Source organism: Clostridium sp. 1001271B_151109_B4, from assembly GCF_015670405.1.
Lineage (GTDB): Bacteria > Bacillota > Clostridia > Clostridiales > Clostridiaceae > Clostridium.
In genome coordinates, this window is sequence record NZ_JADPBQ010000011.1 from 49,232 (window position 1) to 76,214 (window position 26,983).

The 26,983-nt window shown below is 30.8% G+C and carries 32 protein-coding genes; 29 read left to right on the top strand and 3 right to left on the bottom strand.

Annotation, left to right across the window (positions count from 1 at the left end):
• The 25 genes from rplR to I4V63_RS09305 all read left to right on the top strand — a co-directional run bounded on the left by rplR (window position 1) and on the right by I4V63_RS09305 (window position 16,922).
• The gene (rplR, locus tag I4V63_RS09185; RefSeq protein WP_196000977.1) at window positions 1-363 is read left to right on the top strand and encodes a 50S ribosomal protein L18; all 363 of its coding nucleotides are present in this window, start codon (window positions 1-3) and stop codon (window positions 361-363) included.
• 20 nt (window positions 364-383) lie between these two features.
• Window positions 384-881: a 30S ribosomal protein S5 gene (rpsE, locus tag I4V63_RS09190; RefSeq protein WP_042401509.1), complete on the top strand. Its 498-nt coding sequence runs from the start codon at window positions 384-386 to the stop codon at window positions 879-881.
• A gap of 12 nt (window positions 882-893) precedes the next feature.
• Window positions 894-1,073 carry a 50S ribosomal protein L30 gene (rpmD, locus tag I4V63_RS09195; RefSeq protein ID WP_005212077.1) on the top strand — a complete coding sequence of 60 codons (180 nt, stop codon included), beginning with the start codon at window positions 894-896 and terminating at the stop codon, window positions 1,071-1,073.
• Between the two features lie 21 nt (window positions 1,074-1,094).
• Complete coding sequence (gene rplO, locus I4V63_RS09200) at window positions 1,095-1,535, top strand: 50S ribosomal protein L15 (protein WP_042401505.1); 441 nt, start codon at window positions 1,095-1,097, stop codon at window positions 1,533-1,535.
• A 1-nt stretch (window position 1,536) separates the two neighbouring features.
• A complete protein-coding gene (gene secY / locus I4V63_RS09205; protein WP_196000978.1) occupies window positions 1,537-2,814 on the top strand; it encodes a preprotein translocase subunit SecY in 1,278 nt (425 codons plus the stop codon).
• Window positions 2,815-2,836: 22 nt separating this feature from the next.
• The gene (locus I4V63_RS09210) at window positions 2,837-3,487 is read left to right on the top strand and encodes an adenylate kinase (RefSeq protein ID WP_196000979.1); all 651 of its coding nucleotides are present in this window, start codon (window positions 2,837-2,839) and stop codon (window positions 3,485-3,487) included.
• A complete protein-coding gene (gene map / locus I4V63_RS09215) occupies window positions 3,487-4,236 on the top strand; it encodes a type I methionyl aminopeptidase (protein ID WP_042401494.1) in 750 nt (249 codons plus the stop codon). Before I4V63_RS09210 ends, map begins: the two co-directional genes overlap by 1 nt.
• Window positions 4,237-4,319: 83 nt before the next feature.
• Entirely contained in the window at window positions 4,320-4,601 is a 282-nt protein-coding gene (locus I4V63_RS09220) for a KOW domain-containing RNA-binding protein (RefSeq protein WP_196000980.1), read from the top strand.
• Window positions 4,602-4,608: 7 nt separating this feature from the next.
• A complete protein-coding gene (gene infA, locus I4V63_RS09225; protein ID WP_005212092.1) occupies window positions 4,609-4,827 on the top strand; it encodes a translation initiation factor IF-1 in 219 nt (72 codons plus the stop codon).
• A 41-nt stretch (window positions 4,828-4,868) separates the two neighbouring features.
• Complete coding sequence (gene rpmJ / locus I4V63_RS09230) at window positions 4,869-4,982, top strand: 50S ribosomal protein L36 (RefSeq protein ID WP_016205879.1); 114 nt, start codon at window positions 4,869-4,871, stop codon at window positions 4,980-4,982.
• Window positions 4,983-5,198: 216 nt separating this feature from the next.
• Window positions 5,199-5,567, top strand: coding sequence for a 30S ribosomal protein S13 (gene rpsM, locus I4V63_RS09235; RefSeq protein ID WP_196000981.1), 369 nt, complete (start codon window positions 5,199-5,201; stop codon window positions 5,565-5,567).
• A 15-nt stretch (window positions 5,568-5,582) separates the two neighbouring features.
• Window positions 5,583-5,978 (top strand): 30S ribosomal protein S11, encoded by a 396-nt coding sequence (gene rpsK / locus I4V63_RS09240; RefSeq protein WP_005212098.1) that lies wholly within the window; start codon window positions 5,583-5,585, stop codon window positions 5,976-5,978.
• A 31-nt stretch (window positions 5,979-6,009) separates the two neighbouring features.
• On the top strand, window positions 6,010-6,630 hold the full coding sequence (gene rpsD / locus I4V63_RS09245; RefSeq protein WP_196000982.1) for a 30S ribosomal protein S4: 621 nt from the start codon (window positions 6,010-6,012) through the stop codon (window positions 6,628-6,630).
• Window positions 6,631-6,732: 102 nt separating this feature from the next.
• Window positions 6,733-7,680, top strand: coding sequence for a DNA-directed RNA polymerase subunit alpha (locus tag I4V63_RS09250; RefSeq protein ID WP_196000983.1), 948 nt, complete (start codon window positions 6,733-6,735; stop codon window positions 7,678-7,680).
• A 12-nt stretch (window positions 7,681-7,692) separates the two neighbouring features.
• Window positions 7,693-8,034, top strand: a complete 342-nt coding sequence (gene rplQ / locus I4V63_RS09255) for a 50S ribosomal protein L17 (RefSeq protein WP_042401475.1) — start codon at window positions 7,693-7,695, stop codon at window positions 8,032-8,034.
• Between the two features lie 212 nt (window positions 8,035-8,246).
• The gene (locus tag I4V63_RS09260) at window positions 8,247-9,089 is read left to right on the top strand and encodes an energy-coupling factor transporter ATPase (protein WP_196000984.1); all 843 of its coding nucleotides are present in this window, start codon (window positions 8,247-8,249) and stop codon (window positions 9,087-9,089) included.
• Window positions 9,074-9,943 (top strand): energy-coupling factor transporter ATPase, encoded by an 870-nt coding sequence (locus I4V63_RS09265; protein ID WP_196000985.1) that lies wholly within the window; start codon window positions 9,074-9,076, stop codon window positions 9,941-9,943. The genes I4V63_RS09260 and I4V63_RS09265 overlap by 16 nt, the downstream gene beginning before the upstream one ends.
• Window position 9,944: 1 nt before the next feature.
• The gene (locus I4V63_RS09270) at window positions 9,945-10,742 is read left to right on the top strand and encodes an energy-coupling factor transporter transmembrane component T (protein WP_196000986.1); all 798 of its coding nucleotides are present in this window, start codon (window positions 9,945-9,947) and stop codon (window positions 10,740-10,742) included.
• Window positions 10,743-10,767: 25 nt separating this feature from the next.
• Window positions 10,768-11,502 (top strand): tRNA pseudouridine(38-40) synthase TruA, encoded by a 735-nt coding sequence (gene truA, locus I4V63_RS09275; protein WP_196000987.1) that lies wholly within the window; start codon window positions 10,768-10,770, stop codon window positions 11,500-11,502.
• A 165-nt stretch (window positions 11,503-11,667) separates the two neighbouring features.
• Window positions 11,668-12,102 (top strand): 50S ribosomal protein L13, encoded by a 435-nt coding sequence (rplM, locus tag I4V63_RS09280; RefSeq protein ID WP_196000988.1) that lies wholly within the window; start codon window positions 11,668-11,670, stop codon window positions 12,100-12,102.
• A 26-nt stretch (window positions 12,103-12,128) separates the two neighbouring features.
• A complete protein-coding gene (gene rpsI, locus I4V63_RS09285; RefSeq protein ID WP_196000989.1) occupies window positions 12,129-12,521 on the top strand; it encodes a 30S ribosomal protein S9 in 393 nt (130 codons plus the stop codon).
• Window positions 12,522-12,953: 432 nt separating this feature from the next.
• Window positions 12,954-14,567 carry a Na/Pi cotransporter family protein gene (locus I4V63_RS09290; protein WP_196000990.1) on the top strand — a complete coding sequence of 538 codons (1,614 nt, stop codon included), beginning with the start codon at window positions 12,954-12,956 and terminating at the stop codon, window positions 14,565-14,567.
• 93 nt (window positions 14,568-14,660) lie between these two features.
• A complete protein-coding gene (gene cwlD, locus I4V63_RS09295; protein ID WP_196000991.1) occupies window positions 14,661-15,356 on the top strand; it encodes an N-acetylmuramoyl-L-alanine amidase CwlD in 696 nt (231 codons plus the stop codon).
• Window positions 15,357-15,513: 157 nt separating this feature from the next.
• Window positions 15,514-16,356, top strand: a complete 843-nt coding sequence (locus I4V63_RS09300) for a fumarate hydratase (protein ID WP_196000992.1) — start codon at window positions 15,514-15,516, stop codon at window positions 16,354-16,356.
• An 11-nt stretch (window positions 16,357-16,367) separates the two neighbouring features.
• Window positions 16,368-16,922, top strand: coding sequence for a Fe-S-containing hydro-lyase (locus I4V63_RS09305; RefSeq protein WP_196000993.1), 555 nt, complete (start codon window positions 16,368-16,370; stop codon window positions 16,920-16,922).
• A gap of 171 nt (window positions 16,923-17,093) precedes the next feature.
• Here I4V63_RS09305 and I4V63_RS09310 read toward each other — a convergent pair whose 3' ends face one another.
• Complete coding sequence (locus I4V63_RS09310; RefSeq protein WP_196000994.1) at window positions 17,094-17,951, bottom strand: YitT family protein; 858 nt, start codon at window positions 17,949-17,951, stop codon at window positions 17,094-17,096.
• A 322-nt stretch (window positions 17,952-18,273) separates the two neighbouring features.
• Between I4V63_RS09310 and I4V63_RS09315 the strand changes: the two genes are divergently transcribed.
• The 4 genes from I4V63_RS09315 to iadA all read left to right on the top strand — a co-directional run bounded on the left by I4V63_RS09315 (window position 18,274) and on the right by iadA (window position 25,268).
• Window positions 18,274-20,505: a ribonucleoside-diphosphate reductase subunit alpha gene (locus tag I4V63_RS09315; RefSeq protein WP_196000995.1), complete on the top strand. Its 2,232-nt coding sequence runs from the start codon at window positions 18,274-18,276 to the stop codon at window positions 20,503-20,505.
• 85 nt (window positions 20,506-20,590) lie between these two features.
• Window positions 20,591-21,625 carry a ribonucleotide-diphosphate reductase subunit beta gene (locus tag I4V63_RS09320; RefSeq protein WP_196000996.1) on the top strand — a complete coding sequence of 345 codons (1,035 nt, stop codon included), beginning with the start codon at window positions 20,591-20,593 and terminating at the stop codon, window positions 21,623-21,625.
• A 307-nt stretch (window positions 21,626-21,932) separates the two neighbouring features.
• Window positions 21,933-23,552, top strand: a complete 1,620-nt coding sequence (gene ptsP, locus I4V63_RS09325; RefSeq protein ID WP_196000997.1) for a phosphoenolpyruvate--protein phosphotransferase — start codon at window positions 21,933-21,935, stop codon at window positions 23,550-23,552.
• A 543-nt stretch (window positions 23,553-24,095) separates the two neighbouring features.
• Window positions 24,096-25,268 carry a beta-aspartyl-peptidase gene (gene iadA, locus I4V63_RS09330; protein ID WP_196000998.1) on the top strand — a complete coding sequence of 391 codons (1,173 nt, stop codon included), beginning with the start codon at window positions 24,096-24,098 and terminating at the stop codon, window positions 25,266-25,268.
• Window positions 25,269-25,303: 35 nt separating this feature from the next.
• On the opposite strand, the gene I4V63_RS09335 is transcribed toward iadA, so the two are convergent.
• Together I4V63_RS09335 and I4V63_RS09340 are read right to left on the bottom strand one after the other, a co-directional pair.
• Window positions 25,304-25,879, bottom strand: coding sequence for a cell wall hydrolase (locus I4V63_RS09335; RefSeq protein WP_196000999.1), 576 nt, complete (start codon window positions 25,877-25,879; stop codon window positions 25,304-25,306).
• Between the two features lie 73 nt (window positions 25,880-25,952).
• Window positions 25,953-26,972 carry a hypothetical protein gene (locus tag I4V63_RS09340; RefSeq protein ID WP_196001000.1) on the bottom strand — a complete coding sequence of 340 codons (1,020 nt, stop codon included), beginning with the start codon at window positions 26,970-26,972 and terminating at the stop codon, window positions 25,953-25,955.
• Window positions 26,973-26,983: the final 11 nt, after the last annotated feature.

Genomic DNA, 26,983 nt, shown 5'->3' on the forward strand with positions numbered 1-26,983 from the left:
ATGTTCAAGAAGGCAGACAAAAAAGCAAGCAGAGCAAAGCGTCACCTTAGAGTACGTAAGAAAGTTTCTGGTACTCCTGAAAGACCAAGACTTTCAGTTTATAGAAGTGAAAAAAACATATATGCTCAAATTATAGATGATATAAATGCTGTAACTTTAGTATCTGCTTCAACTTTAGATAAAGAAGTTGATGTTAAGGTAGGCGGAAACAAAGAAGCTGCTAAATTAGTTGGTGAATTAGTTGCTAAAAGAGCTTTAGATAAAGGTATAACTGAAGTTGTATTCGACAGAGGTGGATACGTATATCACGGAAGAGTTCAAACATTAGCAGAAAGCGCTAGAGAAGCAGGCTTAAAATTCTAATCAAACAAGGAGGGAAATCAATGAGAATCGATCCTAGCACACTAGACCTTAAGGAAAAGGTTGTTTTTATAAACAGAGTTACTAAGGTTGTTAAGGGTGGTAGAAACTTCAGATTCAGCGCTTTAGTTGTTGTTGGTGACGAGAACGGACACGTAGGCGTAGGAATGGGTAAGTCAATCGAAATCCCAGAAGCAATTAAAAAAGGAATCGAAGACGCTAAGAAAAACATGGTTAGCGTTGCTATAGTTGGAACAACAGTTCCTCACGAAATATATGGTAAGTTTGGAACTGGTAAAGTTTTAATCATGCCAGCTAAAGAAGGTACAGGAGTTATTGCTGGTGGACCAGCAAGAGCTGTATTAGAATTAGCAGGATTAAAGGACGTTAGAGCTAAGTCTTTAGGTTCAAACAATCCAAGAAACATGGTAAATGCTACAATTAATGGTTTAGCAAACTTAAGAACAGCTGAAGATATAGCTAGATTAAGAGGCAAAACTGTAGAAGAAATATTAGGTTAGGAGGTATACGCAATGGCAAAGATAAAGGTTACTTTAGTTAAAAGCTTAATAGGCAGAAAGAAAGACCATATCGCTACTGCAAATGCTCTTGGTCTAAGAAAGATTAACAAAACTGTAGAGCATGAGGATACTCCTCAAATCAGAGGTATGATCAACAAAGTTGACTACTTATTAAAAGTAGAAGAAGTATAATAAAGAGGAGGTGCACGAGATATGAAACTTCATGAATTAAAACCAGCAGCTGGTAGTAAAAAAGCTCCTAAGAGAGTTGGTAGAGGTACTGGTTCAGGTTTAGGAAGAAACGCTGGTAAAGGTGAAAAAGGACAAAACGCTAGATCAGGCGGTGGAGTTAGACCAGGATTTGAAGGTGGTCAAATGCCATTATACAGAAGACTTCCTAAGAGAGGATTCACTAATATCTTCGCTAAGCAAATAGTTTCTATCAATGTTGATAGATTAAACATATTTGAAAACGGCACAGTAGTAACTCCAGAATTATTACTTGAAACAAGAGTAATATCTAAAGTTAAAGATGGAGTTAAGATATTAGGAAACGGAACACTAGAAAAGAGCTTAACTGTTCAAGGATGTAAGATGTCTAAGGCAGCAGCTGAAAAGATAGAAGCAGCTGGAGGAAAAGTTGAGGTGATGTAATATGCTATCAACCCTACGTAATGCCTGGAAGGTTCCGGAACTTAGAAAAAGATTTTTATGGACGATATTTTTAGTAGCAATTTTCAGGATTGGAATACATATTCCCGTTCCTGGAATTGATACTAGTTATTTAAGCTCAATGACAAACTCTGGTGGGTTACTTGGTTTTTATAATTTAATATCAGGAGGAGCTTTAAGCAAGTTTAGTATATTTGCATTAAGCGTTTCACCTTATATTAATGCATCAATCATAATGCAATTATTAACAATTGCAATTCCTTCATTAGAACAACTATCTAAAGAAGGAGAAGAAGGTAGAAAAAAAATTCAATCTATTACAAGATATGCTTCAATAGCTATAGGTTTTGTATTAGCAATTGGAATTTACTCAATGATTGCAGCACAAGGTGCAGCAACAGGATTAAATACAGCTCAAAAGGCAATAGTATTAATTTCATTGGTAGTAGGATCTACTTTCTGTATGTGGCTTGGTGATCAAATAACTCAAAAAGGATTTGGAAATGGAGTTTCAATATTAATATTTGTCAATATAGTATCTCAATTACCTACAACTTTAATGTCATTATTTACATTAAAAGAAGCAGGTGAAATTACTATTATTGAAATAGCATTATTCTTAGTTGGTGCTTTAGCACTATTAGTATTTACAATTTACTTCTCGTTAGCAGAGAGAAGAGTGCCAATCCAGTATGCTGGTAAGGCTGTAGGTTCTAAGGTTATGAAAGGTCAATCTACTCATATACCACTAAGTTTAATTGGATCAGCAGTTATTGCAATTATTTTTGCAATGTCTGTAATGATGTTCCCTGAAACAATAGCTAATTTCTTCCCAACTAAGGGATGGTCACAATGGATATTAAACAGTCCATATAGTATTTTTAATAAAAGTACATGGATGTATCCAGTTTGTTATGCAGTATTAACAGTATTCTTTACTTGGTTCTATACTCAAATAACATTTAAACCAGATGAAATGGCTGAGAATCTTCATAAGTCTGCAGGCTTTGTACCAGGAGTAAGACCAGGTGAAGCTACAGAGAAGTATTTCGAAAAAGTACTTACTAAAGTATCTTTAATCGGGGGATTATTTGCAGCATTATTAGCTGTTACTCCAATATTAATTAGTAATTATACAGATTTAAGTGGAATCCAATTTGGTGGAACGTCACTATTAATACTAATTGGAGTTGGTTTAGATTTTTCTAGACAGTTAGACTCACAATTAGTTATGAGACACTACCAAGGATTCTTAAAATAGATTTATAATGGAGATGATGCCCGTGAAGATAGTATTATTAGGTCCTCCTGGGGCTGGAAAAGGAACACAGGCAAAATCAATTAGTAATAGATACTCTATACCACATATTTCTACTGGGGATATCTTTAGAAAGAATATTTCGGAAGAAACCCCTTTAGGAATAGAAGCAAAGCAATATATTGATAATGGTCAATTAGTACCAGATGAAGTAACTATTAATATGGTTAAGGATAGACTTACATGGGAAGACTGTAAAAATGGTTATCTATTAGATGGTTTCCCAAGAACTGTTGCTCAAGCTGAAGCTCTACAAGAGTTTTTAGAATCAAGAGATGAAAACTTAGATACAGCTTTATGTATCGAAGTACCTAGCAGTTTCATACTTGAAAGAATGACAGGAAGAAGAGTTTGTTTATCATGTGGAGCTAGTTACCATATAAAATTCAATCCACCAACTGTTGATGGGGTTTGCGATGTTTGTGGAGACAATGTTATCCAAAGAAAAGATGATGTTGAGGAAACTGTAAAAGAGAGATTAGATGTCTATGAAAGACAAACACAACCACTGATTGATTTTTATAAAGAGAAAAACTTACTTTCTACTGTAGATGGAACTAAAGCTATTAATGAAGTATTCGAAAGTATCTGCGATATATTAGGGAGTGCAAACTAATGATTATTATCAAAAATGATAAAGAAATCGACCTAATGAGGATTGCTGGTAGAATCGTAGCTGAAACTCTTCTATTAGTTGAAAAAGAGGTTAAACCAGGAATAACTACTGCTGAGTTAGATAGGATAGCAGAAGAATTTATAACTAAGCATGGGGCGACACCTTCATTTAAAGGGCTCTATGGATTTCCTGCTTCACTATGTATATCTGTTAATGAGCAAGTAGTTCATGGAATACCAGGAGGGTATGTATTAAAAGAGGGAGATATTATTAGTGTTGACTGTGGTGCACATATTAATGGGTTCCATGGAGATGCAGCAAGAACTTTTGCTGTAGGTAATATTTCGGATGAAGCAAAAAAACTTATTAAAGTTACTGAAGAATCCTTTTTTAAGGGTTTGGAATTTGCTAAAATAGGAAATAGACTAACTGATATTTCACATGAAATACAACGCTACGTTGAGGCTTCAGGTTTCTCTGTTGTAAGAGAATTTGTAGGTCACGGAATAGGAAAGAGTGTCCATGAGGATCCAGAAGTTCCTAACTTCGGAAGACCAGGCCGAGGTCCAAAATTAGTTGCTGGTATGGCTCTAGCTATAGAACCTATGGTTAATATGGGAACATATAGAGTAGCTACTTTAGGTGATGATTGGACAGTAGTCTCAGCAGATAAGAGCCTTTCGGCTCACTATGAAAACACTGTTGTAATTTTACCAGATGGACCAGAGATATTAACACTGATCAAATAAGTGTTGCTTAGTTATAAATTCGCATGATACCAAAAGGTGGCTTGTAGATTTATGGCTAAGGTAATCATCGAGGTGAAAGTGATTTGCAAAACAATGACTTAATTGGGAAAATTGTTCTTTCAAAATGCGGAAGAGATAAGAATCATTATTACGTTATTGTTGATAAAGTTGATGATACTTATTACCTTCTTAGTAATGGAAGTAATAAGACAATTCAGATGCCTAAGAAAAAAAGCATAAAACATTTTAGTGTTTTAGAGAATGTAGATGATGAGATTAAAGCATCAATTATATTAAAGAAAAAAGGTACTGATTTAAAAATTAAGAGATTTCTAAAACTAAAAGGCATTGTTAAGGAGGGTTGATTACCTTATGTCAAAAGATGATGTAATAGAAATGCAAGGTGTAGTCTTAGAGGCTTTACCAAATGCAATGTTTCAAGTTGAGTTAGAAAGTGGTCATAAAATTTTAGCTCACATATCAGGAAAATTAAGAATGAACTTCATAAGAATTCTTCCAGGAGATAAGGTTACTATAGAACTTTCTCCATATGACCTAACAAGAGGAAGAATTACTTGGAGAGCAAAATAAGGTAAATATATTTACCATAAATTACACAAGGAGGGTTAGCGATGAAAGTAAGACCATCAGTTAAGCCTATTTGCGAAAAGTGCAAGATTATTAGAAGAAAAGGAAAAGTAATGGTAATCTGTGAAAATCCTAAGCACAAGCAAAAACAAGGCTAATATGATTTAATATTAGGCAGAATAATTTACAATTATTAATATATTGACTTTTATTTGAAAGTTCAATATTATTATATAGGCGTTTAAATCAGCTTATTGATTTTAGGTACGGCTGACGATAGGTTAATTTAACCTATCGACCTAAGATTTTAATATAAATTTACCAAAAGCAAAAATAAAAAATTGCATTTCAATAAACAGGAGGTGTAAGTTCAAATGGCAAGAATAGCAGGCGTTGACCTACCAAAGGAAAAAAGAGTTGAAATAGGTCTAACATATATATACGGAGTTGGTTTATCTACTTCTCACAAGATATTAGCTACTACTGGAATCAATCCAGATACTAGAATTAAGGATCTTACTGAGGATGAAGTAAATGAAATCAGAAACTATGTAAACAAGAACTTAATGGTTGAAGGTGACTTAAGAAGAGATGTTGCTTTAAATATTAAGAGATTAGTTGAAATAGGTTGTTACAGAGGTATTAGACATAGAAAAGGTCTTCCAGTTAGAGGACAAAAAACTAAGACTAACGCTAGAACTAGAAAAGGTCCTAAGAAGACTATCGCAAATAAGAAGAAGTAGTGAGGAGGGATTTCGATGGCTCAAAAAGTCAAAAAGACTACTAGAAGAAGAAAAGAAAGAAAGAATGTTGAGCATGGTGCTGCACACATCCAATCAACTTTCAATAACTCAATAGTTACTTTAACTGATGCGGCTGGAAATGCTTTATCATGGTCAAGTGCTGGAGCTCTAGGTTTCAGAGGTTCAAGAAAGAGCACACCATTTGCATCTCAAATGGCAGCAGAAACAGCAGCTAAAGCAGCTATGGAACACGGTTTAAAGAGTATAGAAGTATACGTAAAAGGACCAGGAGCTGGTAGAGAAGCAGCTATAAGATCATTACAAGCTGCAGGATTAGAAGTAACTTTAATTAAAGATGTTACTCCAATTCCACACAACGGATGTAGACCACCGAAGAGAAGAAGAGTCTAATTATATTTAAATTCAACAGGAGGTGTAACGAATGGCAAGATATACTGGAGCTACATGTAGATTATGTAGAAGAGAAGGTCAAAAGCTATTCCTTAAGGGAGATAGATGTTATACAGATAAATGTGCTTTCGTAAGAAGAAGCTATGCACCAGGACAACATGGAGCAGCTAAGAAGAAGTTATCTAACTACGGAGTACAATTAAGAGAAAAGCAAAAAGCTAGAAGAATATACGGTGTTTTAGAAGGTCAATTCAGACATTACTATGAAAAGGCTGACCACATGAAGGGAATCACTGGTGAAAACTTATTAATGTTACTAGAAATGAGATTAGATAACGTTGTTTATAGATTAGGATACGGTGCTTCTAGAAACGAAGCTAGACAATTAGTTACTCACGGACATTTCTTAGTAAATGGTAAGAAAGTTGATATTCCATCATACAGAGTATCAGTTAACGATGTAGTATCTGTTTGCGAAAAGAGCAGAGGAACTGAAAAGTTCAAGACTTTCGCTGAAAATCCAAAGACATTACCAAAATGGTTAGAAGCTAACGTTGAAAACTATGAAGGTAAAGTTGTTGCTGCGCCAGCTAGAGAAGATATTGACGTACCAGTTAATGAAACTCTAATTGTCGAATTATACAGCAAATAATAGTTTAATATAGTTTATATTAATATATTATTTTAGATTATTTAATGGAATCAGTTGCCCTCGTAAAAAGGTTGCCATTTTATATATAAGGAGGGTTTATACATGTTAGAAATAGAAAAGCCAATAATTGAATGTATAGAGTCAAATGAAGATGGTACATATGGTAAATATGTAGTTGAACCATTAGAAAGAGGATATGGTATTACACTTGGAAATGCAATGAGAAGAATTCTTTTATCTTCTCTTCCAGGTGTAGCTACTACATCAATTAAGATTGATGGAGTACTTCATGAATTCTCTACTGTACAAGGTGTTAAAGAGGATGTTACTGAATTAATTCTTAACATCAAATCTTTAGCATTAACAATGGAAGGCGAAGGTCCACAAACTATCTATATAGATGCTAAAGGACCAGGAGTTGTTACAGGTGCAGATATTAAGACTGATGGAAGTGTTGAAGTAATCAATAAAGATTTACACATCGCTACTCTTGATGAAAATGGAAGACTGTACATGGAATTAACAGTTAACAGAGGTAGAGGATACGTTACTCAAAATAAAAATAAGAGTGATTCACTACCACTTTCATCAATAGCTATTGACTCTATTTATACTCCTGTTAAGAGAGTAAACTTTACAGTTGATAATACTAGAGTTGGTCAAATCACTGATTATGATAAATTAACACTAGAAATTTGGACTAATGGTACTATTAAAATAGATGAAGCTATAAGCTTATCTGCTAAGATTTTAATAGAGCACTTTAAGTTATTTATGTCATTAGGTGTTGCAACTAATGATGTTGAAATAATGATTGAAAAAGAAGAAGATAAAAAAGAAAAAGTACTAGAAATGACTGTTGAAGAACTAGATCTTTCAGTTAGATCTTATAACTGCTTAAAAAGAGCTGGTATCAATACAGTACAAGAACTTGCTGGTAAATCAATGGACGACATGATGAAGGTAAGAAATCTAGGAAAGAAATCTTTAGAAGAAGTTGAAAGAAAGCTTAAGGAATTAGGTTTAGCCTTAAAACTAAGCGACGAGTAGGGAGGTAAATCCATGGCAGGTTATCGTAAGTTAGGTCTTTCTACAGACCAAAGAAGAGCTATGTTAAGAAGTCTTGTTACTAGCTTCTTAAAGCATGGTAGAATTGAAACTACTGAAACTAGAGCTAAAGAAGCTAGATCTATAGCTGAAAAGATGATTACTCTTGCAAAAAGAGGAGATCTTCACGCTAGAAGACAAGTTTTAGCTTACGTTTTAGAAGAAGATGTTGTTAAAACATTATTTGATGAAATCGCTCCAAAGTACGCTGAAAGAAACGGCGGATACACTAGAATGATCAAAAAAGGTCCTAGAAGAGGAGACGGAGCTGAAGTTGTTATACTTGAATTAGTATAATTTCACTCTGGGGATTAAGTTTTACTTAATCCCCATTTTTTCATATAAAAAAGTATTAATTAAATATGTCAATTTTATCATAAGATAATAGAGAGATTATATATCAAATACTTGTAATTAAATAGAGCTTCTATATAATTAAATTATGGAAATTTATATGAAATTTATATAATTTAATTATATAAAAAGGTGTTTCTAAAGGAGGGATACATATGGAGAAAATGATAGAATGTAAAAATGTAGTTTTTAAATATTCTACAGGTGAAGAAGGAATAGAAAAATTAGCTATAGATGGATTGAATTTAGATGTAAATAAAGGTGAATTTTTAGTTGTTTTAGGACATAATGGATCAGGAAAATCCACTGTTGCAAAACATATGAATGCCTTATTAGTACCTACTGAAGGAACTGTTATCGTAAATGGATTAGATACAACTGATGAAAATAATGTATGGGATATTAGATCAAGTGCAGGAATGGTATTCCAAAATCCTGATAATCAGTTAGTAGCAACTATTGTTGAAGAAGATGTTGCTTTCGGACCTGAAAACTTAGGAGTTCCACCACAAGAAATAAGACAAAGAGTTGATGAAGCTCTTGAAAAGGTTGGAATGAGTGAATATAAAAGGCATGCTCCACATTTATTATCAGGGGGACAAAAGCAAAGAATTGCAATTGCTGGTATATTAGCAATGCAACCGAAGTGTATTATTTTTGATGAACCTACTGCAATGCTTGATCCAGCAGGTAGAAAAGAAGTAATGAATAATATTAAAGATTTAAATAAGAAACATGGAATCACTGTTATATTAATTACTCACTACATGGATGAAGCTGCTCAAGCAGATAGAGTAGTTGTAATGGATAAAGGGAAAGTAATAATTGAAGGAATTCCACGTGATGTTTTTTCAGAGGTAGAAACTATGAAAAAAATAGGATTAGATGTTCCACAAGTAACAGAAATATGCTATGAATTACAAAAAGCAGGAATAAATATTGATACTAAAATTTTAAATGTGAATGAGATGGTGAGTGCGTTATGTCAATTAAAATAGAAAATTTAACACATGTATATATGCCTAAAACTCCATTTGAAAAAAAGGCATTAGATAATGTTAATTTAACAATAGAAGATGGAGAATTTTTAGCTTTAATAGGTCATACCGGTTCAGGTAAATCTACACTTATTCAACACTTAAATGGATTATTAGAGCCTAGCTCAGGGAGAATTTTAGTTGATGAAGTTGACATAACTAGCAAAGAAGTTAAACTTAGTAATATTAGAAAGAAGATAGGATTAGTATTTCAATATCCAGAATATCAGTTATTTGAAGAAACTATTGAGAAAGATGTAGCATTTGGACCAAATAACTTGGGGTTATCGTCAGAAGAGGTTTCTAGTAGAGTTAAAAAATCAATGGAAATGGTTGGTCTTGATTATGAAACTTATAAGGATGTTTCACCATTCGATTTAAGTGGAGGTCAAAAAAGAAGGGTTGCAATAGCAGGTGTTATAGCAATGGAACCTAAAGTATTAATTCTAGATGAACCAACTGCTGGGTTAGATCCTAAGGGTAGAGATGATATTTTAGAGCAAATAAAGATACTTCATGAAAAATATAAAATGACAATTGTTTTAGTTAGTCATAGCATGGAAGATGTAGGAAAACTTGCTGAAAGAATCGTAGTTATGAATGGTGGAAAGATTGAGTTATTAGGAAAACCTTCAGAAATATTTAAAGAAGTAGAAATACTTGAAAGAATAGGGCTTGCAGTTCCACAAGTTACTTATTTAATGAGAGCATTAAGAGAAAAAGGTTTTGATGTTTCTGATGAAGTGTTTACAGTTGAAAAAGGAACTGTAGAAATTTTAAAAGCTTTAGCAAATAGAAGAAAGAGAGAAGTTTAATATGATTAAAGATATAACTATAGGTCAGTATATACCAGGTGAATCTTTCATACATAAACTAGATCCTAGAACTAAGATATTAATAGCATTTTTATTCATAATTAGCCTATTTATTGTAGATAAATTTGTTGGATATATTTTTGTTGTTGCTTTCTTAGCATTGGTTGTTTATGTAGCTAAAATATCTCCAAGATATCTGTATAAGGGATTAAAACCGGTATTTTTATTAATAGCATTAACTGCAATTTTAAATATATTTATGCTTAGAGATGGAAGATTACTTTTTGAGCTTGGATTTATAAAAATTTATGAATCAGGTATTAAGACTGCATTCTTTATGGCAATAAGATTGATACTTCTTATTATGGGGACATCTGTTTTAACATTAACTACATCTCCAATAGAATTAACAGATGGAATAGAAAGATTACTAAGACCAATAGGTAAAGAAATGGCCCATGAATTAGCTATGATGATGACTATTGCATTAAGATTTATACCTACCCTTATTGATGAAACTGATAAAATCATGAAAGCTCAAAAAGCTAGAGGTGCTGACTTTGAAAGTGGTGGATTAATTCAGAAGGCTAAGAGCTTAATTCCACTTTTAGTACCGTTATTTATTAGTTCATTTAGAAGAGCAGATGAACTTGCTATGGCTATGGAAGCAAGGTGTTATAGAGGGGGAGCAGGAAGAACTAGAATGAAAGTTCTAAAGTTTACTTCTAAAGATTTTATTGCATTTGGTGTATTTGCTTTATTATTAGCTAGTACACTTATTGTTAGATTTGCAATGTAATAAATTTAATTGAAAAGGTGATATGTTGAATAATATTAAATTGACCTTAGAATATGATGGAACAAATTATTATGGATGGCAAAAGCAAAAGGAGCTTAAGACAATACAAGGCGAGATTGAAGAGGCTATAGAGATTGTTACTAAAGAATATTCCGAAGTAACAGGAAGCTCGAGAACAGATGCTGGAGTCCATGCAAAAGGATTTGTTGCTAATTTTAAAACTAATAGTAAAGTGCCTCCTGCTAAGTTTAGAGAGGCACTAAACGTTAAATTACCTGAGGATATAGTAATAATAAAATCAGAACAGGTAGAAGATGATTTTCATGCAAGATATTGTGCAAAGGGTAAGACATATGAGTATTATATATTAAATTCGGAAGTACCTTCTGCATTAATGAGAAATCAAATGTATCATTATAAATATGATCTTGATGTGGATGCTATGAAAATTGCGGCAAAGCAATTTATTGGTACACATGATTTTGCTGCCTTTAAGACACAAGGAAGTTCTGTAAAAGGTACGGTTAGAACTATTTTTGATGTTAAAGTAGAAAAAGAAGAGAATGTTATAAAAATTTCTGTAAGTGGTGATGGTTTTTTATATAATATGGTTAGAATAATAGTTGGGACTCTAATAAACGTTGGTAGGGGAAAAACAGATGCTGTGTCAATATCATATATAATAAACCAAAAAGATAGAACCTTAGCAGGAGATTGCGTGCCTCCTCATGGACTATTTTTAAAAGAGGTTTATTATTAAAAAATATTTACAAAAAATATTGACACACCCGCATCCGTGTATTATAATTTATTTTGTTTGTTAGAATAATTTATGTACGTAAGGCCACGAGCCCCGAGGTCTTGACATAAATGTTATACATAATTAAGTATAACGATAAAATGTAAGTTCAGGGAGGGAAAACACATGAAATCATACATTGCAAAAGCACAAGAAGTTGAAAGAAAATGGTATGTTGTTGACGCTGCTGGTAAGCCACTAGGAAGAGTAGCTAGCCAAGTTGCTTCAATATTAAGAGGAAAGAATAAGCCAACATTTACACCAAATGTTGATTGCGGAGATTTCGTTATAGTTATCAATGCAGAAAAAGTTGTTTTAACTGGTAAGAAGTTAGATCAAAAAATGTTAAGAAAGCACAGCGGATACGTTGGTGGATTAAAAGAAATTCCTTACAGAGAAGTTCTTGCTAAGAAGCCAGAATTTGCTTTCGAAGAAGCTGTTAGAAGAATGCTTCCATCAGGAGTATTAGGTAGAAAAATGCTTAAAAAGTTAAAAGTATACAAAGGTACTGAGCACGAACACGCAGCTCAACAACCAGAAGTACTTGAATTAAAGTACTAATACAAGTTCGGGAGGAGGAATAAAAAATGGCAAAAGTTCAATACATGGGTACTGGAAGAAGAAAAAAATCAGTTGCAAGAGTTAGACTTGTACCAGGAAATGGTAAAGTTACTATCAACAATAGAGAAATCGAAACTTTCTTTGGTTTAGAAACTTTAAGAATGATCGTTAACCAACCATTAGTTTTAACAGGAACTAAGGATAAATTTGACGTTTTAGTTAACGTTCACGGTGGTGGATTCACAGGTCAAGCTGGAGCTATCAGACACGGAATTACAAGAGCTTTAATTAAATCAGATGAAAACTTAAAATCTGAATTAAAGAAAGCTGGTTTCGTAACTAGAGACTCAAGAATGAAAGAAAGAAAGAAATACGGTCTTAAGAAGGCAAGAAAAGCATCTCAATTCTCAAAGAGATAGTATTTTTTCAGGGAGGTTTTATACCTCTCTTTTTTTTTATAATGATATTATTATAAAAATATAGCAGTAAATATTGTTATAAATTAAGTAATAACTAAATTGTAAAGATAATGTTAGATAAGAATTAAAAAATAAATGAAGAGCTGGATAAGGTTAAGTAATTATAGCTGATATTAAATAATCACTATGATTGCTTTTTTATTTTAATTAAATAGAATTCACTAAAAAATATAGCAATGAAATAGATATCATAAACTTTTTACTAAGATATATACTGAAAAAATAGTTAACATAAGATTGTAAAAAATAATATTAAATCTATGTTAAAAAATGTTGAAATCTATTAACAAATGTTAAATTTTATTGTAAACTTAACGAGGTGAAACTTTTATTAATATACATAAAATATACAAGAGTGAAGGAGAAATTATCTTGGATACGATATTAACTATTGTTAAATTATTAGGTGGATTAGGACTATTCATCTACGGTATGAAGTTAATGGGTGATGGTCTTGAAAATGCTGCTGGTGAAGGATTAAAAAAGATACTTGAAAAAGTAACTAAAAATCCTATAATTGGAGTTATTGTCGGAGCTGTAGTAACTATGGTTATTCAAAGTAGTAGTGCTACAACTGTTATGGTAGTTGGATTTGTTAATGCTGGATTAATGAATTTAGCACAAGCGGCTGGAATTATAATGGGGGCAAACATTGGAACAACTGTTACAGCACAGTTAGTTGCTTTTAAATTAGATAATATTGCACCAATTTTTGTTTTTGTTGGTGCTATGATGGTAATGTTTGTTAAGGGCAAAAAGAGAAGAGAAATTGGTAACATAATACTTGGGTTTGGTATTTTATTTGTTGGTATGGGAACAATGAGTGGGGCAATGAAACCACTTACATCATCTCCAATGTTCCAAGAAATACTTACAACAGTAGGAGCACACTGGTATTTAGGTGTAATAGCAGGGGCGTTAATTACAGCAGTACTTCAAAGTTCATCTGCGACTACAGGGATACTTGTAGCTTTAGCGACAGCAGGAGCATTAAATATTAATCAAGCACTTCCAATAATAATGGGATGTAATATTGGTACTTGTATAACAGCAATGCTTGCAACTGTTGGTACTAATAAAACTGCTCATAGAGCTGCTATGTTACATTTAATATTCAATGTAGTTGGTACTATAATATTCTTACCAATAATAGTGCCAGGATTCTTAGGTAACTTTGTTTCGTATTTTACTACAGATGTAAATAGACAAATTGCAAATGCACATACAATATTTAATGTAGTAAATACTTTAATAATGGTTCCTTTAATACCTATATTGTGTAAAATAGTTGAGAGAATCATACCAGGTGAAGATGACGAAAAAGTAGGACCTAAGTATATAGATGATAGATTATTAGAAACTCCAGTAATTGCAGCTGGGCAAGTTGTTAAGGAAACTATAAGAATGTCTAATAAGGCAAAATTAAGCTTAGAATTAGCTATGGATGCATTTATGAAAAATGATGAAAGCTTAGCTGAAAAAGTATATGAAAATGAAGAGATAATTAACAACCTTGAAGAATGCATAACAAATTATTTAGTTAAGCTTTCTAAGTGTGAATTATCTGATAAAGAAAAGAACATAGTTGCATCTACATTCCACATAGTTAATGATATTGAAAGAATAGGAGATCATGCAGAGAACTTAGCTGATTTAACTATTCAAAAGATTAATAAAAAATTAAGCTATAGTAATGAAGCTATTGGTGAAATAACAAATATGTATCAAAGCACTTTAAAGGCATTAGATATATCAATAGAAAGTTATTCTGATAGAGATTCAGCAAAAGCAAAAGAAATAACAAATGTTGAAGCTGAAATAGATAAGATGCATAAGAGATATAGAGACCTACATATTAAGAGATTACATGAAGGTACTTGTAATGCATATGCTGGTGCAATATTCCTTGATTTATTAAGTAATTTAGAGAGAATAGGTGACCATTCAACAAATATTGCAGAAATAGTAATTGAAAATAATAATTAAGAAAGAGCGAGAAATCGCTCTTTTTTTATTTTGAATAAATAGTTATAAAATTAAACAAAATAAAAATGATATTAATATAATGGAGGATGTGTTATGAAAAAAATTATTGTTGCTATTTTTACTTGCTTAATACTTATTAATTTTATTAATATAGCTTATGCAATGGCAGAAGATGATGAATCAAAAAAGGTAATTTTAATTGATCCAGGGCATGGAGGAATTGATGGTGGTGCAAAATCACAATCAGGAACAATAGAAAAGGATATAAATTTACAAATAGCATTAAAGCTTAGAGATAATTTAGAGGATAAAGGATATAAGGTTTGTATGACTAGGGAGAGTGATGAAGGTCTTTATCAAGAAGGTAAAACTGTAAAAGAGAAAAAGAGAGAAGATTTAAAAAAAAGAGTTGCATTAAAGACAGAAACAAAGTGTGATATATTTGTTTCAATACATCAAAATATGTTTCCGCAAAGTAAGTGCTATGGAGCACAAGTATGGTATGCATCAAATGAAAAGAGCTATGAATTAGCAACTAATGTTCAAGAATCTATTAAAGAAACAGTTAATGATAATAATAAAAGAGTTGCTAAGCCAGCAGGAGAAGCTTATTTAATATTAAGAGATAAATATGAAGGGGCTTCAATAATAGTGGAATGTGGTTTCTTATCAAATCCGACAGAAGAGCAAAAATTAAAAACTGATGAACATCAAGAATTAATTGTAAAGGGAATATCTGATGGTATAGATAAATATTTTGATGGTGATTCAGAGAAAAGTGCAGAATAATAGAAATTTCCCAGGAAATTTAGGAGTTAGTAGTTGATTTTTATATTAATTACTAACTTTTTATTTTTAAATGAATAAGAGCAATCTTAGGTTTTAGTTGTAAAATTTATCTAAAAATAATAAACTATTCATATATACGAGAATAGGAGGTTCTTAAATGAGAGAAATACATATATCAAAAATTATTGATACGGTAAAAGAACTTTGTATTGAAGCAAATTACTATTTATCAAATGATGTAAAAAAAGCATTATATAATTCAAAAAAAAATGAAACTTGGCCATTAGCAGAAAATATATTAGATCAAATAATATTAAATTCTGATATAGCTAAAAATGAAAATATGCCAATATGTCAGGATACTGGAATGGCTTGCATCTTTGTTGAAGTAGGACAAGATGTACATATTATTGGGGGATTACTAGATGAAGCTATAAATGAAGGTGTTAGAAGAGGATATGAAGAAGGGTTTTTAAGAAAGTCAGTAGTTAAAGATCCTATTAATAGAATTAATACAAAAGATAATACACCAGCAGTTATTTATTATAATATTGTTGCTGGAGATAAAATAAAAATAACAGTTGCTCCTAAAGGATTTGGATCAGAAAATATGAGTAGAATAAAAATGCTTAAGCCATCAGATGGATTACAAGGGGTTAAGGATTTCGTAATTGAGACTGTGAGATTGGCAGGGCCGAATCCATGTCCACCAATAGTAATAGGTGTCGGAATTGGAGGAACATTCGATAAAGCTGCTTATCTAGCTAAAAAAGCATTAATAAGACCACTAGATAAAAGAAATGAAGATAAGTTTTATAGTGACTTAGAAGAGGAACTTTTAGATACTATTAACAAGTTAGGTATAGGGCCACAAGGCTTTGGAGGAAAAACTACAGCTTTAGGATTAAATATAGAAACATATCCAACTCATATTGCAGGTTTACCTGTAGCAGTTAATATTAATTGTCATGCAACAAGGCATAAAGAAAGAGAACTGTAGGAGGATTAAAAATGGAAAAGAAGATAGTAACTCCTTTAACTGAAGAAATAACGAAAACATTAGCAGCTGGAGATAGTGTATTATTATCAGGAATAGTTTATACTGCTAGAGATGCAGCTCATGGAAGATTAATAAATTTGTTAGATGAAGGAAAAGACTTACCTTTAAATATTAATGGTGAGATTATATATTATGTAGGACCTACTCCAGAAAAGCCAGGAGAGGTTATAGGATCTGCTGGACCAACTACTAGCTATAGAATGGATAGCTATGCACCAAGACTGCTAGATTTAGGTTTAAAGGGTATGATAGGGAAAGGTGCAAGAAGTGAAGAAGTTATAAATTCAATAAAAAGAAATAAAGCAATATACTTTGGAGCGATAGGTGGAGCAGGTGCTTTAATAAGTAAGTGTATAAAGTCGTCAGAAGTAATAGCCTATGATGATTTAGGAGCAGAAGCAATAAGAAGGCTAGAAGTAAAAGATATGCCACTAGTTGTCATAATAGACACAGAAGGAAATAACCTATACGAAATAGGAAAAAAGGCATATTTAGAAAGTATTTAAATCTCAACTAGTATTTCCAATAGTACTTATTAGCAAAAACATTAATATTTTTAGTTGTTAAGTTATAAATAATTTATTAGGATAAAAGAAAAAAAGAAAGATTATATTCTAGGGGAAATTTCACTAATTCCCGAAGAGATAATCTTTCTTTTTTGATATTACACGTATTAATTAAATTGTTGCGAAGCCTTTTCCTTTAACTTCAGATACATCTATTATAGTAATGAATGCTTTTGGATCAACTCTTAATATTTTAGTTTTTAAGCTAATCATTTGAGAAGTTGTAACTGCAACATATAATAGTTTTTTCTTATCTCTAGTATATCCACCTTCAGCCATAAGTGCAGTAACACCACGATGCATATCTTTTATTACATAATTAATAATATCATCTTCTTTTTCAGTTAAAATAAGAAGAAGTTTTTTACTAGTAAAACCATTTAGCACTTTATCTAAAAGGGTACTAGTAATAAATAATGATATTAATGTGTATAGAGCTCTAGGTAATCCAAATATGAAAACTGAAATAGAAACTATAATTAAATTGAATCCAAATCCAACTTTACCTATATCAAAATTTGAATATTTTTTTCTAATAACCATAGTAATGATATCAGTACCACCAATAGAACCATTTCTATAAAATATTAATCCATACCCAATTCCACTTAGGACTCCACCATAAATACAATGTAATAACATATCATCAACTTGAACTAAATTAGATAAAGGTTTAGTTAACATTAATGCAGTTGAGAATGAAATCATACCTATTGCAGTATAAATTGTAAAACGCTTACTTAAATATTTATAGCTTACAAAGAATAAGGGAATATTAAGTAGAAAAACTGTTATTCCAGATGGAACATTAAATAAATATTGCAAAATAAGTGCTATACCAGTGACTCCGCCACTTAGAAGCTTAGCATTAGATAGGAATAGATTAACCCCTAATGAAGAGATAAAGCATCCTAAAATAATTACTACAACGTCAATGTAAAAACTTTTACTTTTAAATAAATCTTTCATAAAAAAATACCTCTGTATTAATATATCGATAGTTTTCATAAAGATTATATATTAAAAATATAATTATGTTAAGTAATTTATTTTAAATATATGTAACATAATAATACTAATGAATAATAAAATAATAAATACAAGGAAAATAATTATTGATTAATAATTATTATAGATTATTAAAGGAAATTGAAGAAATCAAAAAGATAAGTCTTTTTTTTTAGTTTTTTTGCTTTATAGGTTATTTTACAATAACAAAGAGTAAGATTATAATTACGATATATTGTGTAGTGAAGAGAAAAAATATACTATATATAGTGGAGGAGCAAAAGTGGTTAATTTAGAAAGTATTTGTAAAAAAGCAGTTAGTGAAATAGATGATTTACAAGGAATTTATGTAAAAGAAAAGCTAATTGATGGATGTAAAAATATAATAAGAGAGTCAATGAATGAAGAGGAAGTTAGAAATTCTGTAATTCAAATAGCATTAGAGCTAACTACTGAACAAGAGCCTAAGTGGCAGTATGTTGCATCAAAATTATATGTAGATAAATTATATGATGAAGTAAAAAGAAATAGAGGAAGAAAAGTAGAAGATAAGCCATATAGCAATTATTATGAATTCATTTCTGAAATGACTGATAAGAAGTTATATGGAAAGTATATTTTAGAAAACTATACTAAAGAAGAAATCGAAGAATTAGAAAAAGAGATAAAGCCTGAAAGAGATTATATATTTACTTATAGTGGTATAGATCTATTAACAAAAAGATATCTAATTCAAGACTATAATAGAAAACCTCTTGAGCTTCCACAACAAATGTTTATGGGAATAGCAATGCATTTAGCAATTCCTGAAGATAAACAAAATAAATTAGTGTGGGCAAAGAGGTTTTATGATGTTTTAAGTTCTCTTAAAGCAACTATGGCAACACCTACTATGTCAAATGCAAGAAAACCATTTTATCAATTAAGTTCATGTTTTATTGATACAGTAGAAGATAGCTTAAAAGGAATATATAAATCTCTAGATAACTTTGCAGAAGTATCAAAGTTCGGTGGAGGAATGGGAATTTATATAGGGAAGATAAGAGCTATAGGATCAGCTATAAGAGGTTTTAAAGGAGCATCAGGTGGAGTAATTCCATGGATAAAGTTATTTAATGATACAGCAGTAGCGGTTGACCAATTAGGAGTAAGAAATGGATCAGTTGCAATATGGCTTGATGCTTGGCATAAGGAAGTACCAGAATTCTTACAATTAAAAACTAATAATGGTGATGATAGAAAGAAAGCTCATGATATTTTTCCAGGTCTTTGTTATCCAGATTTATTCTGGAGATTAGCAGAAGAGGATATAGATTCTAATTGGTACATGATGTGTCCTCATGAGATTAAATCTATTAAGGGATACTCCTTAGAAGATTATTATGGGGAAGAATGGGAAAAAAGATATTATGATTGTGTTAATGATGACAAAATTGATAAAAGAGTAATGTCTGTTAAGGATATAGTTAGATTAATTATTAAAAGTGCTGCAGAAACAGGAACACCTTTTGCTTTTTACAGAGATACAGTAAATAAAATGAATCCTAACAAACATGCAGGAATGATTTACTCTTCTAATTTATGTACAGAAATAATGCAAAATATGAGTCCTATGGATATTCAAAATACAACAATAACAGATGATAATGGAGATACCATTATAGTTGAAAAAACTAAGGCTGGAGATTTTGTAGTTTGTAATCTTTCATCAATAGTATTAGGAAATGTTGATGTAAATAATGATGAAGATGTGGAATATGTAGTTGAAACTCAAATAAGGGCTATGGATAATGTAATAGATTTAAATTACTATTCAGTACCTTTTGCTGAAGTTACTAATAAAAAATATAGAGCAATAGGATTAGGAACTAGTGGATACCATCATATGCTTGCAAATAATAAAATTCACTGGAATGAAGAAAAGCATTTAGAGTTTGCAGATAATGTTTATGAAAAAATAAATTATTATGCAATTAAATCAAGTATGAAAATAGCTAAAGAAAAAGGCCCATATTCATGCTTTGATGGTTCAGATTGGCAAAATGGAGAGTATTTTAGCTTAAGAAATTATGATTCAGATAAATGGAATGACTTAAAAGGTGATGTAAGAAAATATGGATTAAGAAATGGATACTTATTTGCAGTTGCTCCAAATGGATCTACAGCAACAATTGCAGGAACATCTGAGGGTGTAGATCCTGTTATGGCAAGATTCTGGCTAGAAGAAAAGAAGGGAAGTATTGTTCCGAAAACGGCTCCAAATTTAAGTTGGGAGAATTTCTGGTACTATAATTCAGCTTATAATATAGATCAACAGATTTGTGTAAAGATAAATGGGATTAGACAGAGACACATAGACCAAGGGCAATCATTTAATTTATATATAACCACAGAATATACAATGAGACAAATAATGAATTTATATATAATAGCATGTAAATGTGGAGTGAAGTCTATTTATTATGTAAGATCTAAGTCATTAGAAGTTGCGGAATGTGAAAGTTGTTCTGCGTAGAAATTGATTATTATCTCAAAAGTATTAATTAAGTTGAAGATTAATACTTTTGAGTCATACTAAGTTTAAGAGCGGGAGAAAAGAAATGGAAATAAGGAAGAAACCTTTATTTAATGAAAATGGGGATATTGAAGTTAGTAAGAAAAAAATGATAAATGGAAATACTACTAACTTAAATGACTTTAACAATATGAAATATAAATGGGCAGCAGATTGGTACAGACAGGCAATGAATAATTTTTGGATTCCAGAAGAAATTAATCTTTCTCAGGATTTAAAGGATTATGGAAAATTAGATAATAATGAAAAAATGGCATATGATAAGATATTATCATTTTTAATATTCTTAGATTCAATACAAACAGCTAATTTGAGTAATATCAATAATTATGTAACTGCTAGTGAAATAAATTTATGTTTAACTATTCAAGCATTTCAGGAGGCTGTACATTCACAAAGCTATAGTTATATGCTTGATACAATTTGTTCACCAGAAAAAAGAAATGAAATTCTTTATCAATGGAAAGATGACAAGGTTCTTCTAGAAAGAAATAAGTTTATTGGAGAGCAATATAATAAATTTTTAGAAAATCCAACTGAAGAAAATCTTATAAGAACTATTATGGCTAATTTCATATTGGAAGGAATTTATTTTTATTCTGGATTTATGTTCTTTTATAACCTTGAAAGAAACGGGAAGATGCCAGGCTCAGCTCAAGAAATTCGTTATATAAATAGAGATGAAAATACACATTTATGGCTATTTAGAAGTTTAATTCGAGAACTTCAAAAAGAAGAGGCAGAAATATTTACTGAAGAGTTTGTTGAAGAATTAAGAATTATGATGAAAGTTGGAGTTGAACATGAGATTAATTGGGGGAATTATGTTATTGGGGAAAACATACAAGGAATTAATAAAAATCTAATTGATTCATATATTAAGTATTTAGGAAATAAAAGATTAAAAGAAATAGGATTAGAGCCTTTATTTGAAGGGTATGATAAAAATCCAGCTCCATGGATTGACTCATTATCAAATGCTAATACTGTTAAAACAGACTTTTTTGAGGCTAAATCAACAGCTTATGCTAAGGCTAGTGTTCTAGTTGATGACTTATAAATTATGTTAATAAGGAAAAGATTTTTCTTAAAATAATAAATAAATAATTTTTTTTAGGAGGATGCTTCCACAAAAAGATAAAATTTAAAAAAATTTAATGATAACGTTATTTAAAATATGTTATAATACTCATGGTCGTATTAAGTTTAAATAAGATAAGTTTAAAATGGGATAGATTTATCTTATAAATTTTCAACAGTATATAATAGGTCATTAAAATTTTAACAGAAATATTATAGTGGCTTAAAGTATAACAATAATTTTAATAATAGTATTAAATTTATGCTTAAGTGTAGGAGGAATTTATATGAAAAAAGGTATCGCTGCATCAAAAGGTTACGCTATAGGTAAAGTATTTATTCAAGAACATGAAGAAATAGTTATTAATGATGCTAAAGTTGAAGACGTAGCTGCAGAAAAAGAAAAATTAAATGTTGCATTAGAAGCATCAAAGGAACAATTAACAGCAATAAAGGAAAAAACACTTGCTGAAATAGGTGAACACGAAGCGGCTGTTTTCGAAGCTCACTTAACACTATTAGATGACCCAGAATTTACTGGTCAAATGGAAATGACAGTTGAAAATGATAGCTTAAACGCTATGAAAGCTGTTCAAAATGTAACAGATACATTTGTTATGATTTTCGAATCAATGGATAATGATTATATGAGAGAAAGAGCTGCTGATATTAAGGACGTTTCTAAGAGAATCATCTCTAACTTAGCAGGAAAAGGTGGAAGTGCATTTGCTATAACTGAAGAAAATACAGTAGTTGTAGCTCACGATTTAACTCCATCAGATACAGCTCAATTAGATAGATCAAAGGTTTGTGGTTTCTTAACAAACATCGGAGGAAGAACTTCTCACTCAGCTATCATGGCTAGAACATTAGAAATTCCTGCTGTTGTTGGTTTAGGAGATATAACTACAACTGTTAAAAATGGTGATTTAGTAATAGTTGATGGTATTGAAGGTATTGCTATAATCAACCCATCTGAAGAAGTAGTTGCTGAATACAAAGCTAAGAAAGAAGCTTTTGCAGCAGAACAAGAAGAATTAAAGAAACTTATCGAAGTTAAAACTGTAACTAAATCTGGTAAGAGAGTTGAAGTTTGCGGTAACATCGGTAAGCCAGAAGATATAGATCAAGTTTTAGCTAACGGTGGAGACGGTGTAGGATTATTCAGAACTGAATTCTTATACATGGATAGAGACCAAGCTCCAACTGAAGAAGAACAATTCAATGCTTACAAAACTGTTTTAGAAAAAGCTAACGGTAAGCAAGTTGTTATAAGAACATTAGATATCGGTGGAGATAAGGTATTACCTTACTTACCATTACCTGAAGAAATGAATCCATTCTTAGGATACAGAGCTATCAGATTATGCTTAGATAGAAAAGATATATTCAGAGTTCAAATCAGAGCTTTATTAAGAGCTTCTGTTTACGGAAACCTTTGTGTTATGTTCCCAATGATTTCTGGATTAGAAGAATTCCAAGCTGCTAAAGAATTCGTTGAAGAATGTAGAGCAGAATTACATGCTGAAGGAGTTAAAACTTCAGAAACTACTCAATGGGGTATCATGGTTGAAATTCCAGCAGCAGCAGTTATGGCAGATGAATTAGCTAAGTATGTTGACTTCTTCTCAATCGGAACTAATGACTTAATCCAATATACATTAGCTGCTGATAGAATGAGTGAAAAAGTATCATACCTTTATAATCCAATGCACCCAGCTGTATTAAGATTAATAAAGATGACTATCGATGGAGCTCATAAGCACGGTAAATGGGTTGGAATGTGTGGAGAAATGGCAGGAGATGAAGCTGCTATCCCTACATTAGTTGAATACGGATTAGATGAGTTCTCAATGAGTGCTACATCAATCTTAGGTGCTAAGAAGATAATATTAGAACAAGAATAAGATATAAAGAGAGAATCGCATTAGTGATTCTCTTTTTTTATTCATATTGACCATAAATTTCTTCGTATAATTCAAAAGATTTTTTACTCATCAGAGCAATTTTATCTTTTCGGATTTTAAGTATTGTCATTGCAATGTTCATAAATTTTCCCACTCAACACCAATTATTTATCCATGCTGTATATATGTCTAGCAATTGCTTTTTTACATTTGATTTTTTAATAACGCAAATATTATTTGCAGTGTTATTTTAAAGGATTTTAGCAAGGTTTCTCTTATGGTAGCTTTTGTTAAAGTTAATAGTATTATAGTAACATGAGTTGATAATTATTTACCCCAAATTATAATGTTAATAATTTGAGCCATATTTTTATTAAAAAAGGCTCATTCTATATTAGTGATAGTTATAGCAGCTATATTGTGATTAGTATTTTATTTATAGTCCTTGTTATAGAAGGACATAATAATAAAATGAACTAATATTAAATGTTTAATGATAATTATATATTTATCAGTTTGGTATTTAGTAAAGGAGGAGTTAAGGTGATTAAAGTTATTAAAAATGTAAATGTATATGCCCCAGAAAAGCTAGGTAAAAAAGATATTGTAATAGTAAGTGATAAAATTGAAGAAATATATGATTGTGTAAATATTCCAAATGATTTTGTTAATATAAGTATAATAGATGGAAAAGATAAAATATTATTTCCAGGATTTTTAGATTCTCATGTTCATATCATTGGTGGTGGTGGTGAAGGGGGATTTAAAACAAGAACTCCAGAAATATCAGTAATTTCATTAGTTGAAGCAGGAATAACTACTGTAGTTGGCTGTATAGGAACTGATGGGGTATGTAGAGATATGAGGTCATTAATTGCAAAAGCTAAAGGATTAGAAGAGGAAGGAATAACTTCATATTGTTATACAGGTTCTTATGAAATACCGGTAAAAACTATAACTGAAAGTATTAAAGGCGACTTTATGATGGTTGATAAAATTATTGGAGTAGGAGAAGTTGCATTATCAGATCATAGAAGCTCTCAAGCAACATATCAAGATTTTATAAATACTGTTGCTCAAGCTAGAGTAGGAGGAATATTATCAGGAAAAGCAGGGATTGTTAATGTTCATTTAGGGGATGGGGCAAGAAGATTAGATTATTTATTTAAATTAATAGAAGAAACTGAAATTCCATCAACTCAACTTTTACCTACACATATTAATAGAAGTGATAAATTATTTAAAGTTGGAATTGAATATGCTAAAAAGGGTGGTTTTATTGATTTGACAACAAGCTCAGATCCAAGATATTTAGAACCAGGTGAATTAAGAGCAGCAGAGGGTTTAGCTCTTTTATTAAAGAATGGAGTAGATATAAAACATATAACTTTTTCTTCTGATGGGAATGGTAGCATGCCTGTCTTTGATAATTCAGGTAAGTTAGTTGGATTAGGAATATGTTCAGTTCAAACACTTTATAGGGAAGTTAAAGATAGTATAAATGAACATAATGTACCTATAGAAAAGGCAATTCAAGTAATTACATCAAATGTGGCAGAAGTTTTAAAGTTAGATAATAAAGGTAGAATAGAAGCCGGAAAAGATGCAGACATTGTAATAGTTGATAAGGAAACATTGGAGATTGATACTGTAATTGCTAAAGGAAAAGTATTAGTAAGTGAAGGAAAGGCAATAATAAGGCCGACTTTTGAATAAGATTTAAGGGTTACCATAAAGGTAACCCTTTTTTGCTACAATGTGAAAAATAAGTGTTGTCCTATACTAATTATGTTATGTTTTTCTACACCTTGCATCCAGGAGCAAGTAGCTATATCTGGATTATAGAAAAATACAGCATCTCCTGTAGGATCATTTCCACTTAATGCATCATAAACAGCATCAAAGCATTCTTGAGTTGGTTCAACATTAATTTGACCATCAACAATGCAAGAAAAAGCTCTAGGTTGATATACAACGCCTTCAATTGTATTAGGAAAACCATTGTTAAGAGCTCTGTTTAATATTACTGATGCAACAGCAACTTTACCCTCATAGGGCTCACCTTTACTTTCAGCATATACTACTTGAGACATTAAATAAATATCTGATTGTGTTAAATAAAGCATTTGATTATTTTCTTTAAAAACTTGTACGTAATCATCATCAGATAAGTTTATATAGTTATTTGTGTTACTTTCTAAATTAGCTAAATCGTTGTCTAATATTGTACTTGCGCTTACTTCAATATATGAATTATATAAGCTTAAGTCAAGTGCTGAAAGGGATAGTGTTAGTATAATACAAAATAAGAATTTTCCAAATTTCATAATAAACCTCCTTTTGGAATAACCCAATCGAGATTTATTTTACCCAAAAAATTTAAAATAATACAAAACATTATCAAAAAGAGTTTAATAATGATTCAAAGGAAGTTTTTACATCCTCATATTTAGAAAATGCATTTTCGTAATATTTGTCTATACTTTTTTTATTATCTTCATATGATGAAGAGGATTTTTCATAAATAACTGCAATTTTAAGAGAATTTAAATAAGTAGAGTATAAGGAAAACGTATTATTTACAGAGTTATAATAGGAAATACATCCCTCTGGTATAGAAGAATAATTAAAATCATTTTTTATCACTGTTAAAGCATCTTCTTTTTTCTTTATATCATCAAGTATTACATCTAATGAACGATTATCTTTTCTTATTAACTTGATTGCGGGTTCTAAGTCTTCTAATAAATCAGAAAAACTATTAGTACATTTAGTAAGCTTTTCAATATAGGCATTATATTGAGTAGTTTTTATAGAGTCTTGTTTATTCAGTTTATCAATTGTATTTAAATAGCTAATTAAGTTATCAAAAAAGGTTTCGCTATCTTCTGGTAACTCTAAAGAAAATCCATAAGGAGATAATTCATCATAACTACTATTGCAGTTTTCTTTTAATACTAATATTTGTGAAGTAATTTCAGAAGCTGTTAAGTTACTTGTATATGATAAAACTTCAAGACAGTATTTATAAAGATTTTCTGTATTTTCTATACAGGATGTAAGTTTTGGAATTATTTCAGGAGTTTCATTGTTAGCTACAACGGTTGAGGCAACCTTTTCTTTTAATGAACTTAGTTTGCTTAAATCATCAGTTAATATACTTGAAGCTGATTTAGTATTTACTGTTACTCCATTAATACAATCTTTTAAAGTAGAGTTAATAGAAGAAAGTTCAGTAACGTAAGGTTCAAATTCTTTTGATGAAGTATCTGTAATAACTAATCCATTATTACTTAAGGTTTGAATAGCATTATTATTTTTATATAATAATATCATCATAGTAGATGTTACAATTACACCTATGCTTAAAGTAATTAAGAATATTTTATTCTCAGATAATGTTTTTTTTATATTTTCCAAAAAAATTCACA

What these genes read in the sequence shown, in the direction of transcription:
- rplR (WP_196000977.1), top strand. Translation starts at nt 1, where the DNA reads ATGTTCAAGAAGGCAGACAAAAAAGCAAGCAGAGCAAAGCGTCACCTT.
- rpsE (WP_042401509.1), top strand. Translation starts at nt 384, where the DNA reads ATGAGAATCGATCCTAGCACACTAGACCTTAAGGAAAAGGTTGTTTTT.
- rpmD (WP_005212077.1), top strand. Translation starts at nt 894, where the DNA reads ATGGCAAAGATAAAGGTTACTTTAGTTAAAAGCTTAATAGGCAGAAAG.
- rplO (WP_042401505.1), top strand. Translation starts at nt 1,095, where the DNA reads ATGAAACTTCATGAATTAAAACCAGCAGCTGGTAGTAAAAAAGCTCCT.
- secY (WP_196000978.1), top strand. Translation starts at nt 1,537, where the DNA reads ATGCTATCAACCCTACGTAATGCCTGGAAGGTTCCGGAACTTAGAAAA.
- map (WP_042401494.1), top strand. Translation starts at nt 3,487, where the DNA reads ATGATTATTATCAAAAATGATAAAGAAATCGACCTAATGAGGATTGCT.
- infA (WP_005212092.1), top strand. Translation starts at nt 4,609, where the DNA reads ATGTCAAAAGATGATGTAATAGAAATGCAAGGTGTAGTCTTAGAGGCT.
- rpmJ (WP_016205879.1), top strand. Translation starts at nt 4,869, where the DNA reads ATGAAAGTAAGACCATCAGTTAAGCCTATTTGCGAAAAGTGCAAGATT.
- rpsM (WP_196000981.1), top strand. Translation starts at nt 5,199, where the DNA reads ATGGCAAGAATAGCAGGCGTTGACCTACCAAAGGAAAAAAGAGTTGAA.
- rpsK (WP_005212098.1), top strand. Translation starts at nt 5,583, where the DNA reads ATGGCTCAAAAAGTCAAAAAGACTACTAGAAGAAGAAAAGAAAGAAAG.
- rpsD (WP_196000982.1), top strand. Translation starts at nt 6,010, where the DNA reads ATGGCAAGATATACTGGAGCTACATGTAGATTATGTAGAAGAGAAGGT.
- I4V63_RS09250 (WP_196000983.1), top strand. Translation starts at nt 6,733, where the DNA reads ATGTTAGAAATAGAAAAGCCAATAATTGAATGTATAGAGTCAAATGAA.
- rplQ (WP_042401475.1), top strand. Translation starts at nt 7,693, where the DNA reads ATGGCAGGTTATCGTAAGTTAGGTCTTTCTACAGACCAAAGAAGAGCT.
- I4V63_RS09260 (WP_196000984.1), top strand. Translation starts at nt 8,247, where the DNA reads ATGGAGAAAATGATAGAATGTAAAAATGTAGTTTTTAAATATTCTACA.
- I4V63_RS09265 (WP_196000985.1), top strand. Translation starts at nt 9,074, where the DNA reads ATGTCAATTAAAATAGAAAATTTAACACATGTATATATGCCTAAAACT.
- I4V63_RS09270 (WP_196000986.1), top strand. Translation starts at nt 9,945, where the DNA reads ATGATTAAAGATATAACTATAGGTCAGTATATACCAGGTGAATCTTTC.
- rplM (WP_196000988.1), top strand. Translation starts at nt 11,668, where the DNA reads ATGAAATCATACATTGCAAAAGCACAAGAAGTTGAAAGAAAATGGTAT.
- rpsI (WP_196000989.1), top strand. Translation starts at nt 12,129, where the DNA reads ATGGCAAAAGTTCAATACATGGGTACTGGAAGAAGAAAAAAATCAGTT.
- cwlD (WP_196000991.1), top strand. Translation starts at nt 14,661, where the DNA reads ATGAAAAAAATTATTGTTGCTATTTTTACTTGCTTAATACTTATTAAT.
- I4V63_RS09300 (WP_196000992.1), top strand. Translation starts at nt 15,514, where the DNA reads ATGAGAGAAATACATATATCAAAAATTATTGATACGGTAAAAGAACTT.
- I4V63_RS09305 (WP_196000993.1), top strand. Translation starts at nt 16,368, where the DNA reads ATGGAAAAGAAGATAGTAACTCCTTTAACTGAAGAAATAACGAAAACA.
- I4V63_RS09310 (WP_196000994.1), bottom strand. Translation starts at nt 17,951, where the DNA reads ATGAAAGATTTATTTAAAAGTAAAAGTTTTTACATTGACGTTGTAGTA.
- I4V63_RS09320 (WP_196000996.1), top strand. Translation starts at nt 20,591, where the DNA reads ATGGAAATAAGGAAGAAACCTTTATTTAATGAAAATGGGGATATTGAA.
- ptsP (WP_196000997.1), top strand. Translation starts at nt 21,933, where the DNA reads ATGAAAAAAGGTATCGCTGCATCAAAAGGTTACGCTATAGGTAAAGTA.
- I4V63_RS09335 (WP_196000999.1), bottom strand. Translation starts at nt 25,879, where the DNA reads ATGAAATTTGGAAAATTCTTATTTTGTATTATACTAACACTATCCCTT.